15 protein-coding genes and 1 pseudogene are annotated in these 17,557 nt (G+C 66.9%); 6 read left to right on the forward strand and 10 right to left on the reverse strand.

Annotation, left to right across the window (positions count from 1 at the left end; genetic code table 11):
- Nucleotides 1-17 precede the first annotated feature (17 nt).
- Nucleotides 18-317, forward strand: a complete 300-nt coding sequence (locus tag NU688_RS01800) for a putative quinol monooxygenase (protein ID WP_257858862.1) — start codon at nucleotides 18-20, stop codon at nucleotides 315-317.
- Here NU688_RS01800 and NU688_RS01805 read toward each other — a convergent pair.
- The 3 genes and pseudogenes from NU688_RS01805 to NU688_RS01815 form a co-directional block, all read right to left on the reverse strand.
- Entirely contained in the window at nucleotides 314-1,057 is a 744-nt protein-coding gene (locus NU688_RS01805) for a DsbA family protein (protein ID WP_257858863.1), read from the reverse strand. The two genes, NU688_RS01800 and NU688_RS01805, sit on opposite strands and share 4 nt — an antisense overlap.
- Nucleotides 1,051-1,944 (reverse strand): annotated as a pseudogene (locus NU688_RS01810) (MBL fold metallo-hydrolase); the annotation flags it as partial. The gene NU688_RS01805 and the pseudogene NU688_RS01810, both read right to left, overlap by 7 nt.
- A gap of 115 nt (nucleotides 1,945-2,059) precedes the next feature.
- Nucleotides 2,060-2,977: a LysR family transcriptional regulator gene (locus tag NU688_RS01815; protein ID WP_257858865.1), complete on the reverse strand. Its 918-nt coding sequence runs from the start codon at nucleotides 2,975-2,977 to the stop codon at nucleotides 2,060-2,062.
- A gap of 111 nt (nucleotides 2,978-3,088) precedes the next feature.
- Between NU688_RS01815 and NU688_RS01820 the strand changes: the two genes are divergently transcribed.
- Genes NU688_RS01820 through NU688_RS01830 form a run of 3 tightly spaced genes read left to right on the forward strand, consistent with a single transcriptional unit; the run spans nucleotide 3,089 to nucleotide 6,258 of the window.
- Nucleotides 3,089-4,036 carry a hydroxymethylglutaryl-CoA lyase gene (locus NU688_RS01820; protein WP_257858867.1) on the forward strand — a complete coding sequence of 316 codons (948 nt, stop codon included), beginning with the start codon at nucleotides 3,089-3,091 and terminating at the stop codon, nucleotides 4,034-4,036.
- Nucleotides 4,033-5,232 carry a CaiB/BaiF CoA-transferase family protein gene (locus tag NU688_RS01825; RefSeq protein WP_257858868.1) on the forward strand — a complete coding sequence of 400 codons (1,200 nt, stop codon included), beginning with the start codon at nucleotides 4,033-4,035 and terminating at the stop codon, nucleotides 5,230-5,232. The genes NU688_RS01820 and NU688_RS01825 overlap by 4 nt, the downstream gene beginning before the upstream one ends.
- Nucleotides 5,233-5,271: 39 nt before the next feature.
- On the forward strand, nucleotides 5,272-6,258 hold the full coding sequence (locus NU688_RS01830; protein ID WP_374684606.1) for a tripartite tricarboxylate transporter substrate binding protein: 987 nt from the start codon (nucleotides 5,272-5,274) through the stop codon (nucleotides 6,256-6,258).
- A 10-nt stretch (nucleotides 6,259-6,268) separates the two neighbouring features.
- Here the strand turns inward: NU688_RS01830 and sugE are convergent, their stop codons facing one another.
- Genes sugE through NU688_RS01845 form a run of 3 tightly spaced genes read right to left on the reverse strand, consistent with a single transcriptional unit; the run spans nucleotide 6,269 to nucleotide 9,000 of the window.
- Nucleotides 6,269-6,589: a quaternary ammonium compound efflux SMR transporter SugE gene (sugE, locus tag NU688_RS01835; RefSeq protein ID WP_257858869.1), complete on the reverse strand. Its 321-nt coding sequence runs from the start codon at nucleotides 6,587-6,589 to the stop codon at nucleotides 6,269-6,271.
- Between the two features lie 31 nt (nucleotides 6,590-6,620).
- Nucleotides 6,621-7,751: an HPP family protein gene (locus tag NU688_RS01840; protein ID WP_257858870.1), complete on the reverse strand. Its 1,131-nt coding sequence runs from the start codon at nucleotides 7,749-7,751 to the stop codon at nucleotides 6,621-6,623.
- A 13-nt stretch (nucleotides 7,752-7,764) separates the two neighbouring features.
- Nucleotides 7,765-9,000: a multidrug effflux MFS transporter gene (locus NU688_RS01845; RefSeq protein ID WP_257858871.1), complete on the reverse strand. Its 1,236-nt coding sequence runs from the start codon at nucleotides 8,998-9,000 to the stop codon at nucleotides 7,765-7,767.
- Between the two features lie 153 nt (nucleotides 9,001-9,153).
- On the opposite strand from NU688_RS01845, the gene NU688_RS01850 reads away from it, so the two are divergent.
- Nucleotides 9,154-10,329 carry a hypothetical protein gene (locus NU688_RS01850; protein WP_257858872.1) on the forward strand — a complete coding sequence of 392 codons (1,176 nt, stop codon included), beginning with the start codon at nucleotides 9,154-9,156 and terminating at the stop codon, nucleotides 10,327-10,329.
- A gap of 105 nt (nucleotides 10,330-10,434) precedes the next feature.
- Here NU688_RS01850 and rpoD read toward each other — a convergent pair whose 3' ends face one another.
- Both rpoD and dnaG read right to left on the reverse strand, forming a co-directional pair.
- Nucleotides 10,435-12,771 (reverse strand): RNA polymerase sigma factor RpoD, encoded by a 2,337-nt coding sequence (rpoD, locus tag NU688_RS01855; protein WP_257858873.1) that lies wholly within the window; start codon nucleotides 12,769-12,771, stop codon nucleotides 10,435-10,437.
- 299 nt (nucleotides 12,772-13,070) lie between these two features.
- Nucleotides 13,071-15,062 (reverse strand): DNA primase, encoded by a 1,992-nt coding sequence (gene dnaG, locus NU688_RS01860; protein WP_257858874.1) that lies wholly within the window; start codon nucleotides 15,060-15,062, stop codon nucleotides 13,071-13,073.
- Nucleotides 15,063-15,149: 87 nt separating this feature from the next.
- Here dnaG and NU688_RS01865 point away from each other — a divergent pair, with 87 nt between their 5' ends.
- On the forward strand, nucleotides 15,150-16,094 hold the full coding sequence (locus NU688_RS01865; RefSeq protein WP_257858875.1) for a YihY/virulence factor BrkB family protein: 945 nt from the start codon (nucleotides 15,150-15,152) through the stop codon (nucleotides 16,092-16,094).
- Here NU688_RS01865 and NU688_RS01870 read toward each other — a convergent pair.
- Together NU688_RS01870 and NU688_RS01875 are read right to left on the reverse strand one after the other, a co-directional pair.
- Nucleotides 16,042-16,800, reverse strand: a complete 759-nt coding sequence (locus NU688_RS01870) for a 3-hydroxyacyl-CoA dehydrogenase (RefSeq protein ID WP_093434280.1) — start codon at nucleotides 16,798-16,800, stop codon at nucleotides 16,042-16,044. The genes NU688_RS01865 and NU688_RS01870 overlap by 53 nt on opposite strands.
- Nucleotides 16,801-16,930: 130 nt before the next feature.
- Complete coding sequence (locus NU688_RS01875; RefSeq protein WP_176658508.1) at nucleotides 16,931-17,482, reverse strand: phasin family protein; 552 nt, start codon at nucleotides 17,480-17,482, stop codon at nucleotides 16,931-16,933.
- Nucleotides 17,483-17,557: the final 75 nt, after the last annotated feature.

A 17,557-nucleotide genomic window follows, 5' to 3' on the forward strand; every position in this document is an offset into this window, starting at 1 on the left:
CCGCAGGGAACGAATACATGAGCACCGCCCCACTGATCAGCATCGCCATCCTCAAAGCCAAGGCCGGCCAGCGCGAAGCGCTTCGCGCCGCCCTGAGCGCCCTGGTGCCCTCCACGCGGCAGGAGCCCGGCTGCCTCGACTACACCTTGTTCGAACTGCGCGACGAGCCCGGCAGCTTCTACATGCGCGAGTCGTTCAGGGACCAGGCCGCGCTGGACACGCACTTCGCCACGCCGTATTTCCAGGCGTTCGAGAAGCGGTTCGACGAGCTGCTGGATGCGCCGATCCGGCTGGTCTTTCTGGAGAAGATCGCCTAGATCGCGCAGCCGTCGGGGCCGCACATCGCCGGCGTTGCAGCGGCGCTTGCCGTGGCCACTGCCTGCGATGGCCCGACGAATTCGGCGAGATGTGCCTTCCAGTCTTCCGCCCGGCCCAGCCAGGGGCCGGTATCGATGCGACTGGCACGGCCATCGGCCTGCGCCAGCACGAAGGTCGGAAAGCCCTGGCCGCCTACGCGCTGCAGGAGCTGGCGGCTTTCGGCGATGTGCCTTGCCGTCGCTTCGCCCGAGAGTTGTTTGAATGCGGCGACGAAGGCCTCGGCATCGAAGCCGAGTTCGACGGCCAGTGCCGCGATCACATCCGCATCGGCGATGCGGCGGCCTTCGACGTAGTGCGCGTGCTGCAGGCGATGTGCCATGTCCAGCCCGCCGCCCGCACGCAGCGATTCGGCGGCGAGGATCGCCGTGGTGGGCGGTTCGGAGTCCATCACCGCACCCGTGTCGCGCAGCAGTCCTTCGAGGTAGCGCTCGCCAAAGGGCTGGCCGGTGAGTTCGGCAATGCGCAGGTCGTGCGGCTTGACGTACTCCCGCCATTGCGCGGTGATCGGGCGCCGGTTGGGGCCGGTCATCATGCCGCCGCCGTGGATTTCGACCTGGAGGCCCGGCACAGCGCGCGCCGCCTCGACCAGCGGCGCGACCGCGTAGCACCAGCCGCACATCGGATCGAAGATGTAGTGCAGGGTGGCTGTTGCGTTCGAGGCGTCGTTCACTGCGGCCATTTCATTTCTCCCTTGATGACCTTGGCGCTCAGTTCGAGCGACGAGGTGTCTTCCAGCTTCGGGTAGCGCTTCTTCATCGCGGCGATGAGCGCGGCCGAGTCCTTGGCTTTCTTCGCTTCGGTCTCGAAGGCTTGCAGGTAGCTGCGGGTGAACTTCACCGAGGCGAGCGAGTAGGGCGCGCTGCCGTCGGTGTTCGGCAGGTAGTGGCCGGGCACCACGGTCTTGGGGTGCAGGGCTTCGATGCGGCCTAGCGTCTTGAGCCAGTCGCTGCGGGAAGCAGGTGTCTGCGTGTCGGCGATCCACACATGGATGTTGGCCGACACCGGGATGCCGCCGGCCACGGCCTTCAGCGAGGGAATCCACGCGAACGTGCGCTCGGGCGCGGGGCCGTCGAGCCCGACGATCTGGATCTTGCGGCCTTCGAGCTCGAGGCTGTCGCCAACCAGCGGCTGGGGCACGACCACCGCCTTGGGCGCGTTCTCCTTCAGGATCGGGCTCCAGTACGCGAGCTTGCCGTCCTTGGAGGCCTGGATCGCGGCCACGGTCTGCGGCGTGGCGACGATCTTCGCGTCGGGAAAAGCGGCCTGGATCACATCGAGGCCGAAGTAGTAGTCGGGGTCGCTGTGGCTGATGTAGACGGTGGTCAGCTTCTTGCCGCTGGCCTTGATCTTCTGCACCAGCGCCTCGGCATCGTTGCGCTGGAACTGGGCGTCGATCAGCACCGCGTCGGTCTGGCCGGTGACGAGTTCGGACGACACCGGGAACATCGACTTGGTGCCGGGGTTGTAGACATCGAGCTTGAGCGGCTCGGCGGCATGGGCCGCCAGCGGCGCGAGCGCCAGGGTGGCGGAAAGGGCGGCGGCGGAAATCAGGGCTCTGCGGAACATGGCGGTCTTTCGGTCGGTTGGATGAGGGTGACAGCGAACAGACCGGATGTTAGGTTGCAGAAAACGAAACAAAAACCACCGCCGCCGCAATGGATCGTTTCTGTTATCGGTCAGATCAGGCGTCTGCCTTGCGGTCCGCGGCGCACCGTTCGAGGTGCGCGACCAGCAACTGCGCCGAGGGCGAAAGCACCGCTTCACTGCGAAAGCAGATCGCAAAGCGCCGTCGCGCCCAGTCGTCGGTGAGCGGCATCAGGCGCAGCCCGAAGGCGTCGGTGAAGGGGCGCGCGACTTCCGCCGGCACCACGCTGATGGCCAGCCCGGCGCGCACCACGCGCAGCGCCGCGTCGAAGTTGGACACCAGCACCCGGTAGACCAGCGGCTTGCCGGCAACGGCCGCCTCGCGCGCAAGCATCAGTTGCACCGCGCTCAGCGCGGGCATGCCGACGAATTCGTGGTCGAGCACCTGCTCGAAGCGGACCGCGTCGTGGCGGGCCACGGGGTGCGACGGGTGCGCGACGATCGCCAGATGGTCCGAGCGGTAGTCGCGCCGTTCCAGGCCTTCGAGGTCGGCGGCGTCCCAGCACAGGCCGATGGACGCGACGCCTTCGCGGATGCCGCGCACGATCTCGGGGCTCACACGCTCTTCCATGTCGACCCGGATGTTGCGGTGCGCCGGGTCCTGCAGGAAGCCGGCCACGTCCTCGGCCAGCGATTCGGCCATGACAGAGGCCGAAGCCAGGATGCGTACGTGCCCGCGCGCCCCGCCGGCGTAGGCCGCCATGTCGCGCTCGATGCGGTGGGCGCTGCCGAGCATGGCGCGCGCATGTTCGAGCAGCGTTTCGCCGGCCGGCGTCGGCACCACGCCCCGGCGCTTGCGCAGCAAGAGCGGCGTGCCGACGGTGTCTTCGAGCTGCGCGAGGCGCTTGCTGATCGCCGAGCCGACGATGCTGGCCTCTTCGCCGGCGCGCGCGATGCTGCGGGTGTCGCAGACGGCGACGAACAGCCGCAGCGTGGTGAGGTCGAGGTCTCTCATGGTGTTCCGTGGTGTTCCGTTTCGGAAGCGAATGGATTCCAAAATATACCTTCTGGGCCAAATCGGAACTTCTAACATCGACGCCGTACCTCTCACGACGGAGACAAAGAATTGATTCACGCTTTCCTGCCGCCCCGCGCGGTCGTCCGCGAAGTGGGGCTGCGCGACGGGCTCCAGAGCATCGCCCGCGTACTGCCCACCGCACGCAAGCTCGAATGGATACGCGACGCGCACGCGGCCGGCCAGCGCGAGATCGAGGTCGGCTCCTTCGTGCCGGCACACCTGCTGCCGCAACTGGCGGACACGGCCGAGTTGCTGGCGTATGCCAAGACGCTGCCGGGGCTCTTCGCCTCGGTGCTCGTGCCCAACCTCAAGGGTGCGGAGCGCGCCATCGCGGGCGAGGCCGACCTGATGATGGTTCCGCTCTCGGCGAGCCACGCGCACAGCCTTGCCAACCTGCGCAAGACGCCCGACGAGGTGGTGGCCGAGGTCGGGCGCATGCGCGCCGCGCGCGATGCGGCGGGCTCGAAGACGCTGATCGATGGCGGCGTGGGCACGGCGTTCGGTTGCACGATCCAGGGCCATGTCGAACCCGACGAGGTGCTGCGCCTGATGCAGGCATTGCTCGACGCCGGCGCAGACCGCGTGAGCCTGGCCGACACGGTGGGCTACGCCGATCCCGCAATGGTCCGCAGCCTGTTCGAACGTGCGCTGCGCATCGCGGGCGACCGCCTCTGGTGCGGCCATTTCCACGACACGCGCGGCCTCGGGCTCGCGAATGTGTACGCGGCGCTGGAGGTCGGCATCACGCGCTTCGACGCCTGCCTGGCCGGCATCGGCGGCTGCCCGCATGCGCCCGGCGCGAGCGGCAACGTCGATACCGAAGACCTCGTCTTCATGCTGGAGAGCATGGGTGTCACCACCGGCGTCGACCTGCCGAAGCTGCTCGACCTGAGGAAACGCGTGGCCGGCTGGCTCGACGGCGAGACGCTGCAGGGCACCGTCTGGCGCGCGGGTTTCCCGAAGACCTTTGCACTGGCGGAAGGCGTTGCGGCATGAGCACGGAAGAAAAACGCCTGCCACTTGCGGGCATCCGCGTGGTCGAGTTCACGCACATGGTCATGGGCCCGACCTGCGGCATGGTGCTGGCCGACCTGGGCGCGGAAGTCATCAAGGTCGAGCCCATCGACGGCGACCGCACGCGGCACCTGTTGGGCGCGGGCGCGGGCTTCTTCCCGATGTTCAACCGCAACAAGAAAAGCATCGCGCTCGACCTGCGCAACCCGCAGGGGCTCGAAGCGGCGCTGCGCCTGTGCGCCACCGCCGACGTGGTGGCGCAGAACTTCCGCCCCGGCACGATGGACAAGTACGGCCTGGGCTACGCCGCGCTCGGCAAGCTCAATCCGCGCCTCGTGTACGTGAACCACACGGGCTTCCTGCCCGGCCCCTATGAACACCGCACGGCGCTCGACGAGGTGGTGCAGATGATGGGCGGCCTGGCCTACATGACGGGGCGCCCGGGCGATCCGCTGCGCGCGGGCACCAGCGTGAACGACATCATGGGCGGCATGTTCGGCGCCATCGGCGCCATCGCCGCGCTGATGCAGCGCGCCGAAACCGGCAAGGGGCAGGAGGTGCAGTCGGCGCTGTTCGAGAACAACGTGTTCCTGGTCGGCCAGCACATGCTGCAGTACGCGATCACGGGGCAGGCCGCCGCGCCGATGCCCGAACGCATCTCGGCCTGGGCGCTGTACGACGTGTTCACCGTGAAGGACGGCGAGCAGATCTTCCTGGCCGCGGTGAGCGATGCGCAGTGGACGGTGTTCTGCGACGCGCTCGGCTTCGACGACCTGAAGGCCGACCCGGCCCTGCGCACCAACAACGACCGCGTGCGCCTGCGGCCCACGCTGCTGGCGGACCTGCGCGTCCGCCTTGCCGGGCGTTCGGCGGCCGAGCTGTCGGCGATCTTCGAAGCGCGGGGCCTGCCGTTCGCGCCGATCACGCGGCCCGAAGACCTGTATGCCGACCCGCACCTGAAGGCCACCGGCGGCCTCGCGGACATCCGCCTGCCGGACGGCGAGCGCGCCGGGCAGATGGCGCAGACGACGCTGTTCCCGATCACGCTCGGCGGCGAGCGCCTGGGCGTGCGGCTGCATCCGCCGACGCTCGGCGAACACACGCGCGAGCTGCTGGCCGAATTGGGCTATGCCGACGCGCAGGTGGATGCGATGCATGCCGACGCGGCCGTGAGCTGACGCCGGCGATTCTTCAAAACCACAAAGAGAGACAAGACGATGAGCACGAACTTTTTCCCAATGAACCGCCGCACGCTGCTGGGCTTCGGCGCCGGCGCGGCGGCACTGGCTGCCTGTCCCGCGCTCGCGCAGGGCTCCGACAAGCCGATCCGCTTCATCCTGCCGATCAGCGCCGGCTCGGGCGTGGACAACATCGTGCGCGCCGCCTCGGTGGCGCTCGGCAAGGCCTTCGGCCAGCCGGTGGTGATCGAGAACATGCCGGGCGCGGGCGGCATCACCGGCACCGCGGCCATCGTCAAGGCGGCGCCCGACGGGCTCACGCTGGGCATGGTGTCGAACAACCATGTGATCAACCCGAGCGTGTTCAAGAAGATGCCGTTCGACGCGATCACCGACATCACGCCGATCAGCGTGGTGGGCGCGACGCCGCTGGTGCTGATGGTGAACCCGAAGCTACCCGCGAAGAACGTGAAGGAGCTGGTGGCGCTCTTGCGCGCGAAGCCCGAGGGCTACAACTACGCCTCGTCGGGCAACGGCACCATCATTCACCTCGCGGGCGAGATGTTCATGGACGAGGCCGGTGTGAACGCGCGGCACATTCCGTACAAGGGCACCGGCCCCATGGTGACCGACATGATGGCGGGGCAGGTCGAGATCGGCGTGGTCGCCTTGCCCGCCGTGCAGCAACACATCAGGAGCGGCGCGTTGCGCGCCATCGGCGTGTGCGGACCGGCCCGCTCGCCCGCTGCGTCGGACATCCCGACCATCGCGGAGCAGGGCCTGCCCAACTACGCGGTGGAAGGCTGGTTCGCGGTGATCGGACCGCCGAAGATGCAGGCCGCCGACATCAAGCGCGTGCACGACGCCGTGGTGGCCGCCTTCAACAGCGCCGAGGTGCGCGAGGCGATGGACAAGCAGGGCAACGTCATCAAACTCACGTCGTCCGAAGAGGCCGCGAGCTACTTTCGCAGCGAGGCCGCGCGCTATGCGGCCCTAGTGAAGAAAGCGAACGTGGTGCTGGAGTGAGCCGGCCGATTCAGGCCGTACTCGTCAACTTGAGCCCGAGGATGCCGGCGACGATCAGGCCCACGCAGACCAGCCGCGCCGCGTTGGCCGGCTCGTGGAACAGCACGATGCCCAGGATCACCGTGCCCACGGCGCCGATGCCGGTCCACACCGCGTAGGCCGTGCCCACGGGCAGCGAGCGCATCGCCCAGCCCAGCAGCACCACGCTGAGCACCATCGAGATGGCGGTGCCGACCGAGGGCCAGAGTTTGGTGAATCCTTCGGTGTACTTGAGGCCGATGGCCCATCCGATTTCAAGCAGACCTGCCACCAGCAATATGACCCATGCCATGCGCGCTCCTTGGGGAAAACAAAAAGGGGTGTCAGTTCTCCGGCCGCACGGCACGGTAGAGGGCGCGCACGAAATCCGACTGGGTGATCATGCCGGTGAGGCGCTTTTCACCATCGATGATGGGGATATGGTGATGGCCGCCTTCGGAGAAGAGCGGCACGAGGTCGACCACCGGCCGGTCGGCACTGGCCACGCGCACCTGGCGCGTCATGATCTGGCCGACCACCTCGGGCTTGTTCGAGACCACGGTGCGCGTCGCACGGATCAGGTCGCGCAGCCGGCCCGCGATGCCTTCGTGGTGCTGCAGGTCGAGCTGGCGGAAGAAGTCGGCCTGCGTGACGATGCCCACCACGCGGCGCGTGCGGTCGGTCACCGGCAGCGCCTTGATGCGCTTGTCATGCATCAGCGCCCAGGCCTCCTGCAGCGGTGTGCCGAACTCCACCGAGACGGGGCTGGGCGACATGATGTCGCCGCAAGCCAGCGTGCCCAGGCGCCGCTTGTACGACTCGAGCTCGGTCTGCTGGATCAGCGATTCGAGGTCGTCGCGGCTGATGTCCAGCACCTGGTTGTAGCGGGCCAGCACCGCGTCGATGTCGGCCTGGCTGAAGCGGGCGTCCGCGCGCGGCGGCTGCGCGACCTGCACATGCGGATAGCGCCGGCCGGTGAGCGAGTTGTAGGCCACGCCGGCCAGCACCAGCAGCACCGAATTCGTGAGGGCGGGAAACAGGGCCGACGAGAACTGCGTGGTGTGGGTGAGCACCGCCAGCAAGGCCGCCGCGCCGCCTGGCGGATGCAGGCAACGCGTGGTGAACATCAGCCCGATGGCGGCGGCGACGGCCACGGCGGCACCCACGGCGGGATCGGGAATCCAGTTCGCGCAGGCGATGCCGACCAGTGCCGACAGCGTGTTGCCGCCGATCACCGACCAGGGCTGCGCGAGCGGGCTCGAGGGCACGGCGAACACCAGCACCGCGGTGGCGCCCAGTGGCGCGATCAGCCAGACGGCGCTCTCCAACGGGCCGGCCAGCCAGCGGCACAGCACGGCCGTGACGAAGAGGCCGATGGCCGCGCCGCACACGGCGCGCAGTCGCTCCCGCATGTCGACGGTGGTACGGCCCGGCAGCCAGGCGCGCGCGTAGGCGAGGACCGCGGAGAACCGCATCGCGCCGCTCCTTTCAGGTTTCGTTGGCGAGGCTGCGCCCGATCTCGGGCCAGCGGCCGTGCAGCCAGACCCAGGCGACCAGGCCGATGGCGAGCATCAGCGTGGAGGTGACGGCGAGCGCCAGCGTGGAGTGCATTACCAGCGGTGCGATCGCACCGGCGACGACGCCGTTGGCGGTCGAGCCGATCACCGCCTGCAGCGACGAGGCCATGCCGCGGCGCTCGGGGTGCAGGTCGAGCACCAGCAGCGTGACTACCGGCACCATCAGCGCCCAGCCGAAGGCGAACACCGCGAGCGGCCACAGCGCCCAGGCCACATGCGCGTCGAAGAAGAAGTTGGCCACCACGTTGACCACCGAGGTCACCAGCATGATCAGGAAGCCGTCGCGGATCTGCCGCTTCGGCGTCACCTTGCCGGCCATGCGGCCGCTGGCGCGCGCGCCGAGCATGATGCCGCCGATGGTCAGCAGGAAGAACCAGAAGAACTGCTGCGGCTGCAGTGCGAGGTGGTCGCCCAGGAACGCGGGCGCGGCCAGCACGTAGAGGAACATGCCGTTGAACGGCACGCCGCTCGCGAGCGCGAGCAGCAAAAAGCGCGGGTCGGAGCACAGGTCCCAGTAGCCGCGCATCAGGTGGCGCACATGGAAGGACTGGCGGTGCGAGGGATGCAGCGTCTCGGGCAGCAGCTTGTAGTTGGCGACGAACAGCACCACGCCCACGGCCACGAGGAACCAGAACACCGCATGCCAGCCCGCATGCACGAACAGGAAGCCGCCGATGATCGGCGCGATGGCCGGTGCCACGCCGAAGTAGATCGTGACCTGGCTCATCACCCGCTGCGCCTCGGCGGGCGGGAACATGTCGCGGATCACCGCGCGCGAGACCACGATGCCTGCGCCGGTGGAGAGGCCCTGCAGCCCCCGGAACAGCACGAGCTGCGTGATGTTCTGCGACAGCGCGCAGCCCAGCGAGGCGATGGTGAATACTGCAAGGCCCCACAGCACCACGGGCCGGCGGCCGAAGCTGTCCGACAGCGCGCCGTGGAACAGGTTCATGAACGCGAAGCCGAACAGGTAGGCCGAAAGCGTCTGCTGCATCTCGGCGGGCGTCGCGCCGATGGAGCGCGCGATGCCCGAGAAGGCCGGGATGTAGGTGTCGATGGAGAACGGCCCGAGCATGCCGAGCACCGCGAGCAGGACGGCCAGCGCCCAACGCGGGGCCTGCCAGAGTTTGTCGGCGTCGGGATTCATGGTTTGGATGGGGAAGAAGAGCGGCGAGAACGGCGCGCGAGAGGACCGCACCGAAAGAGTGCGAGCGTAGCAGACGCGCCGGGCGGTCGCCGGGGCGGCCGGCCCACTAAACTGCGCCCCTGCGTGCGTTGAAGAAACAAGAAGGGACGAGGAATGATTCAGGAGTTTCTGTCGATCACCCGCGGCGAGCTGTGGTTGCGTGGTGGCGAAGCCGCGCCGGTGCAGATCGAATCCCCGTTTGCGCGCGAACTGATCCAGCGCGAGGCCGACAGCCGCCGCACCACCTCCTGGAAGCACGCCGAGCGCGAGGAGTCCAAGGGCATGCTTTCGGGCGCCGCGCTGTGGGGCCGCGGCGGGCCGGGCGGTGCGATGGCGCCGGCGCGCTTCCAGCACGTCTGCCGCGGCGGGCCGCGCACCATCTATTACGTGCTGAGCGTGGGGCGCAGCATCGGCCTCTTTCGCTACGAGCTCGACGAGAAGCGCGAGATCCGGCTCTTCCATCGGCAGCACACGCCGATCCTCGGCATGACCTATGTGCCCGAGACCCGCCACCTGGTGCTGGCCGTGGGGCAACCCGACGGCACGGCGCAGCTGGAGGTGTTCGACGAAGAGGGCAACGCCAAGGGCGCGATCACCGGCGGCGACAGCCTGGACGCCGCGCCGGCCGCGATGCCGGGCGCGCCCTCGACGCTGGTCTACCAGTCGTGCGGCGTGGCGCGGCACCCCGAGAGCGGCGTCGTTGTCGCGATGGCGCATTCGACGGTGAACTGGCTCGACTACAAGAGCGCCCAGATGGACAGCCTGCTCGACGACCCCGAGTGGGACTACATCGTCCCGCGCATCGCGGACGACGGCACGCTCTACGCCATTCGTCGGCCGGTGGAGAAGCCGGCGCACGAGCGCGCCGGCGGCGCGATCAAGGACACGCTGATGATGCCGCTGCGCCTGGGCAAGGCGGTCTTCGGGTATCTCAACTTCTTCTCGATGATCTACGGCAAGGAGCCGCTGCGCTCGGCCGGCGGCCCGCGCGCGCCCGAGCTCGACCAGGACCTGGGCAAGCTGTGGCTGCACGGCCGGATGATCGAGCTGTCGAAGGTGCGCAACGACCCGCAGTACGCGGGCAACCTCGTGCCTGGCTCGTGGCAGCTGATCGCGCAGGAGGGCCGCCGCGCGAGTCCGCGCGTGGTCGCCTCGCATGTGGCGCACTTCGATCTCGCACCGGACGGCACGGTGCTCTACAGCAACGGCTACGACATCTTCTCGTGGTCGCGCGGCGAGCAGCGCAAGCTGGACCGCGAAGCGCTGGTGGAGGGGCTCGCGGCGCTCTGAGAACGAACGACGCACCGGTCAAAGAAAAAGGCCCGGGACCGCGAGTGCGGTTCCGGGCCTTTTTTTTGAGCCTGTCCGGCACTGATGCCGGACAGAGCCCTGGGCTCAGAGCGTGTCGATGAAGCTGCGCAGCTTGTCCGAACGCGACGGGTGCTTGAGCTTGCGCAGAGCCTTCGCCTCGATCTGGCGAATGCGCTCGCGGGTCACGTCGAACTGCTTGCCGACTTCTTCCAGCGTGTGGTCGGTCGACATCTCGATGCCGAAGCGCATGCGCAGCACCTTGGCTTCGCGCGGGGTGAGCGAGTCGAGGATGTCCTTGACCACGTCGCGCAGGCCAGCCTGCATTGCGGCCTCGATGGGGGCCGTGTTGCTGCTGTCCTCGATGAAGTCGCCCAGGTGCGAATCGTCGTCGTCGCCGATGGGGGTTTCCATCGAGATCGGCTCCTTGGCGATCTTCATGATCTTGCGGATCTTGTCTTCCGGGATCTCCATCTTCGCGGCCAGGATGCCGGCGTCGGGCTCGAAGCCGAACTCCTGCAAGTGCTGGCGCGAGATGCGGTTCATCTTGTTGATCGTCTCGATCATGTGCACCGGGATGCGGATGGTGCGCGCCTGGTCGGCGATCGAGCGGGTGATCGCCTGGCGGATCCACCACGTCGCGTACGTCGAGAATTTGTAGCCGCGACGGTATTCGAACTTGTCCACTGCCTTCATCAGGCCGATGTTGCCTTCCTGGATCAGGTCGAGGAACTGCAGGCCGCGGTTGGTGTACTTCTTGGCGATGGAGATCACGAGGCGCAGGTTGGCCTCGATCATTTCCTTCTTGGCATCGCGCGAAGACGATTCGCCTTCGTTCATGCGCTTGTTGATGTCCTTGAGCTGCGTGAGCGGCACCACGACGCGCGACTGGATGTCGGCCAGGCGCTGCTGCAGTTCCTGCACCGGTGGAATGTTGCGCGCGAGCACGGCGCTCCAGGGCTTGCCGGCGGCGGCCTGCTTCTCGACCCACTTGAGGTTCAGCAGGTTCGACGCGATGCGGTTGCCGTTCTTGTCGTAGCCGCTGAAGTCGCGAATGAACTCGTCCTGCGGGAAGCCGCACTTGTCCACGATGATGCGGCGCAGCTCGCGTTCCTTCTTGCGAACGTCGTCCACCTGCGTGCGCACCAGGTCGCACAGCTTCTCGATGGTCTTGGCCGTGAAGCGGATGGTCATCAGCTCTTCGGACAGGGACTCCTGGGCCTTGACGTACGCGGGCGTGCCGTAGCCTTCCTTGTCGTAGATCTTGTGGACCTTCTCGAACATGCCGGCGATGCGGTCGAAACGCTCGAGCGCGTCGCGCTTGAGTTCTTCGAGCTTCTTGGTGAGGGCCTTGGAGCCGCCCTTGCCGTCGTCGTCGTCTTCTTCGTCGAATTCGTCGAAGTCTTCTTCGGCCACGTAGTCGTCGGCCTCGTTGGGGTTCGAGAAGCCGTCCACGATGGTGGAGATGACGACCTTGCCTTCGCGGATTTCAGCGGCCAGGCGCAGGATCTCGGCGATGGTGGCGGGGGAGGCCGAGATGGCTTCCATCATGGCCATCAGGCCGCCTTCGATGCGCTTGGCGATTTCGATTTCGCCTTCGCGGGTCAGCAGTTCGACCGTGCCCATTTCGCGCATGTACATGCGGACCGGGTCGGTGGTGCGGCCGAATTCGCTGTCCACCGTGGACAGGGCCGCTTCGGCTTCTTCCTCGGCTTCTTCCACCGTGGTGGCGGTGGGCGCGGTGTTGTTCAGCAGCAGGGTTTCGGCGTCGGGCGTCTGCTCGTACACCGCCACGCCCATGTCGTTGAGCATGGTGACCACGACCTCCATGGTCTCGGCGTCGACCAGCTTGTCGGGCAAGTGGTCGGAGATTTCGCCGTGCGTGAGGTAGCCGCGGGTCTTGCCCAGCGTGATCAGGGTCTTCAGGCGCGAACGGCGCTTGGCCAGGTCTTCTTCGGAGAGCACGGTCTCGTCGAGGCCGAACTCCTTCATCAAGGCGCGTTCCTTCGCCTTGCTGATCTTCATGCGCAGCGGCTTGACCTTTTCTTCGGTGGTCGTGGCGACCGCCGGCTCGTCGCCGGCCAGGTCTTCTTCGATGTCCGACAGGTCGACGTCGCTCTCGGGCGCGTCATTGCCAGCCTTGGGCTTGCGGCCGCGCTTGGCGCCGGTGGCAGGGGCGGCGGCGCCGGCAGCCTTGGGCGGACGGCCGACTTTCTTGGCGGCGGGAGCGGCGACTTTCTTGGGATCGTCGAGGGTGGTCGTTTTCGTGGGCACGGTTTTCACTTTCGTTGCGGGCGCCGATTTGGACGCGGCGGCACCCGTCTTAGATGCCGGCGTCTTGCCGGCTTTCAACGGTTTCTCTGCGACAGGCTTTTTGGTGACACTCTTTGCAAGTGAAATAGCAGGCTTCTTTGAACTGGGCATACGACCTCGTTACGACAAGAATGGACAAGCGGAAATCACAGGCGCACTGCCATTCGGGCAGCGCCACCACAGCCCGCGCACAGGCACGGACATAAAACAATTGGGAAAGAGGAATTAATTCCTCAGCAGACAAGATGTCGGGCGAACATTTGGTGTGCAGTCCTTGCGGTTATTGACCCTTTCCGCCGGAATTTACCGTTGGAGTGCGTTGCGCTAGGGGTCGGCCCGGAGGTGCTGCTGTCGCTCTTGTCTGATTTCGCCAGTTGCGAAGCCCTACATTATAGCGTATTGCACAAATTTCAAGCAGTTTCTGAACCGCGCGGACTCAGGCGGTTGCGCAATTCCAACCGTCGCGCCTCGAGCGCCTTGTAGCGCTCCAGCGCTTTCGGGTCTTTTCCGACCGCGGCGATGGCCTCGCTCTGCTGGGCCTTGAGGCGGTCGTCCAGCATGAAATCGAGCACGCTGGAAAGCTCCTTGGCGGCGTCGGTGAGATGCTGTTCTTCCTCGCCCTCGGGCACCGGGGCAGCGTCGGCGACGTTCATGAGCCGCTCGGCGAGCGCCTCGAAATCCAACCCGCGCATGCCTTCGCGCAGGGCGGCCCAGGGTTGCACGCCGTGCTCGTGCAACTGGCTGTCGAGCCAGGTGAAGAGCGCCCCGTGCGTGCCGGGCAGGTCGCACAGCATCAGATGGAGTTCGTGCGAGAGCGCATCCCACTGCGCCATGTTCGACAGCAGCAGCCGCACCGCCACGTCGGGCCGGCTCGGGGGCTTGCCGCGTCCGCGCAACGGCTCGATGGGCTCTTCGTACTTGCCACCCCAGCGCTTGCCCTTGACGAACTTGCGCGGCTTGCTATCGGTTTCATAGCGCGGCGCTTCAAATTCCATCGGCGGCGGCATGTCCGGATAGTCCCCACCATCGCCGCCGGATTCGCTGTAGCGCGGCGAAGGCGGGGCCGCCACCTTGCGCGGGCCGGGCGTGGACGCCCACAGGTCCGAAAGCGCCGCTGCATCGAGCTGCACGAGGGTGGCGATCTCGCTCAGCAGCTGCCGCTTGAGCGCGCCGTCCGGCATCGCGCTCCAGAGCGGGCGCACGTTGCTGGTCATGTGGGCGCGGCCTTCGGCAGTGGTCAGGTCGCAGCCTTCGCGGGCCGCTTCGAGCATGAAGCGCGACAGCGGCGTGGCCTCGGTCACGAAGCGGGCGAAGGCCTCGGCGCCGTGTTCGCGGATGAAGCTGTCGGGGTCGTGCTCGGCCGGCAGGAACAGGAACTTGATGCTGCGCACGTCGGTGGCATAGGGCAGGGCGCCGTCGAGTGCCTTGCGTGCGGCGCGGCGGCCGGCGGCATCGCCGTCGAAGCTGAAGACCACCGATTCGGTGAAGCGAAAGAGCTTCTGCACGTGCTCGGTCGTGCAGGCGGTGCCGAGCGTGGCCACCGCGTTCGGAAAGCCGAGTTGGGCGAGGGCGACCACGTCCATGTAGCCCTCGGTGACCAGCGCATAGCCGCGGTCGCGGAAGGCGGCGCGCGCCTCGTAGAGGCCGTAGAGCTCGCGGCCCTTGCTGAACACGGGTGTCTCGGGCGAATTCAGGTACTTGGGCTTTTCGTCGCCGAGCACGCGTCCGCCGAAACCGATGCACTCGCCCTTGACGTTGCGGATGGGGAACATCACGCGGTCGCGGAAGCGGTCGTAGCGCTTGGCTTCGCTCGCCTCGAGCTGGCCGTCTTCGGTGTTGACGATCACCAGGCCGCTTTCGGCGAGCAGCGGATCGTCGTAGTCGGGGAACACGCTGGCCAGCGCCCGCCAGCCTGCGGGCGCATAGCCGATGCCGAATTGCTTGGCCACTTCGCCGGAGACGCCCCGACCCTTGAGGTATTCGATCGCGCCGGGTGCCTGCCGGAGCGACTTTCGGTACGACTCGCCGGCCTTCTCGAGCACGTCGGTCAGCGTGGCCTGCTTCTGGCGCTGGCTGGCGGCGCGGGCGCGCTCGGCGGGGGAGGCGTCGTCCTCGGGCACCTGCAGGCCGTACTGGCCGGCCAGGTCGTGCACCGCCTCGACGAAGCCCATGCCCGCGTGCTCCATGAGAAAACCGATGGCGTTGCCATGCACTCCGCAGCCGAAGCAGTGATAGAACTGCTTGGTCGGGCTGACGGAAAAAGAGGGGGATTTCTCGCCGTGGAAGGGGCACAGCCCCATGAAATTGGCGCCGGCCTTCTTGAGCGGCACATAGCGGCCGACGATCTCGACCACATCGGCGCGCGCGATGAGTTCCTGGATGAATGAAGCGGGGATGGTCATGTAGGCGAAGAGCGGCAAATCATACGCAAGCGGCCGGCCTCCGGCGGTGGGACGGCATACTGAATGCGATCCGGATTCCCACAACGCATGACGACGCCCAACCCATTGCAACACGCCGCGCCGCTGCTGCGGCACCCGCTCCGATTCATCTGGGACGCGCTGAAGGCCTTTCGCGCCAACCAGGGGCTGCTGCTTGCGGGGGCGGTGGCGTATTACGCCTTGCTGTCCATCGTTCCGCTGTTGATCGTGAGCGTGATCGCGCTGTCGCACGTCATCGAGCAGGCCGAGCTGCTGCGCACCATCGGCCGGTACCTCGAATGGCTGCTGCCGGGGCAATCGAAGGCCATCGTGACCGAGCTGTCGAGCTTTCTCGACCATCGCGACGTGATGGGCCCGGTGCTGCTGGTGACGATGATCTTCTTCAGCTCGCTGGCCTTCAGCATCCTCGAGAGCGCGATGGCGGTGATCTTTCACCACCGCAAAGCCGACCACAAGCGCCACTTCCTGGTCTCGGCCGTCATGCCTTACGTCTACATCCTGTGCCTGTGCGTGGGGCTGCTGCTGGTGACGCTGGTGTCGGGCGCATTGCAACTGGTTGGCCAAGAGAGCGTCGACCTGCTGGGCCGCAGCTGGTCGCTGTCGGGCATCTCGGGCCTGCTGCTCTACCTGCTGGGGCTGGGCGGCGAGATCTTCATGCTGACCTCGCTCTACCTCGTGATGCCCGCCGGCCGGATGTCGCTGCGCCACGCGCTGCTGGGCGGCGTAACCGCCGCGCTGCTGTGGGAGGCGACGCGGCGGGTGCTGATCTGGTACTTCTCGACGCTCTCGCAGGTCAACGTGGTCTACGGCTCGCTCACCACGGCAATCGTGGTGCTGCTGAGCCTGGAGATTGCCGCCACGCTCGTGCTGCTGGGCGCGCAGGTGATCGCCCAGTACGAACGGCTGGACCGCGCGGGGAGCACGGCGCAGCCACCGTCGGTCAGCGGGGAGGGAGTCGAATCGCTCCGTCCAGACGAATCACCTCGCCGTTGAGCATGTCGTTCTCGATGATGTGCTTGGCGAGCTTGGCGTAGTCCTCGGGCGTACCGAGGCGCGAGGGGAACGGCACGCTGGCGGCGAGCGCGTCCTGCACTTCCTGCGGCATGCCGAAGAGCATGGGCGTGCCGAAGATGCCGGGGGCGATGGTCATGTTGCGGATGCCGTTGCGCGCGAGGTCGCGGGCGATCGGCAGGGTCATGCCGACCACGCCGCCCTTCGAGGCGCTGTAGGCGGCCTGGCCGATCTGGCCGTCGTAGGCCGCGACCGAGGCGGTCGAGATCAGCACGCCGCGTTCGCCGGTGGCCTCGGGCTCGTTCTTGCTCATCGCGTCGGCCGCGAGGCGAATCATGTTGAAGCTGCCGATCAGGTTGACCGTGACGGTCTTGCTGAACACGGCCAGCGCGTGCGGGCCGTTCTTGCCCACAGTCTTCTCGGCTGGCGCGATGCCCGCGCAATTGACCAGGCCGACCAGCTTGCCGAGCTTCGTCGCGGCCGCAACGACGGCCTGGCCGTCGGCTTCCTGGCTTACGTCGCACTTGACGAATACGCCGCCGATTTCCTTGGCGACGGCTTCGCCCTTTTCGGCCTGCATGTCGGCGATCACCACCTTGCCGCCGTTCGCGGCCAGCATGCGCGCCGCGCCTTCGCCGAGGCCCGAAGCGCCTCCAGTCACGATAAAAACCTTGCCGTCGATCTGCATGAAGAGTCTCCTGAAATGAGACCGGCATTATCGAAGACGCTCGCCGGGCATAAAAAAAGGCCTCATCCGAAGATGAGGCCCTGAATTGGATCCGTGAGGACCCAAGGAGACAACTGGTGGTGGTCGGTGCTTAGCGCTTGCGCGAAGCGGTGGCCGTCTTGGCGGCGGCGACGGCTTGCGTCGACACGGCGTTGAAGTTGGCTTCGGCGACATCAGAAGCTTGCTTGACAGCCTTCTGGACCGATTCGAATGCGTTGTTGGCGGCAGCCACGGCGCTCTTCAGGACGGCAACGGCGGTTTCCGAACCGGCGGGTGCGTTCTTGGAAGCGCTGTCGACCAGGCCGACGAAGGCTTGCTGAGCTTCGGTGGCCTTGGCTTCGAAAGCCTTGGAGAATTCTGCGCCGGTGCCTTGGGCGATGTCGTACAGGTGACGGCTGTAGGCGGCGGTCTTTTCGGCCAGGGGCTGGAACAGACTGGCTTGCAGCGTCAGCAGTTCTTGCGCGTCCTTGACGTTCAGGGCGGCTTGGGCGGTGCCGGCGGCTTCGGCCAGGGCAGCCTTCGAAGCGGTCACGTTCAGTTCGACGAGCTTCTCGACGCCTTCGAAAGCCTTGGTGGTCAGGCCGAACAGGGTTTCGAGGTTTGCTTTTTGGGCGGCGAGGATTTGGTCAGCGGTCAGGGCCATTTGGGATCTCCAGAAGGGAAGGTGGTCGATTCACGTTGCGCTGCGCCTCGTCGTCTTTGTTGCGGTGCAGCATGG

The sequence above is a fragment of the Variovorax sp. ZS18.2.2 genome (assembly GCF_024701975.1).
GTDB lineage: Bacteria > Pseudomonadota > Gammaproteobacteria > Burkholderiales > Burkholderiaceae_C > Variovorax.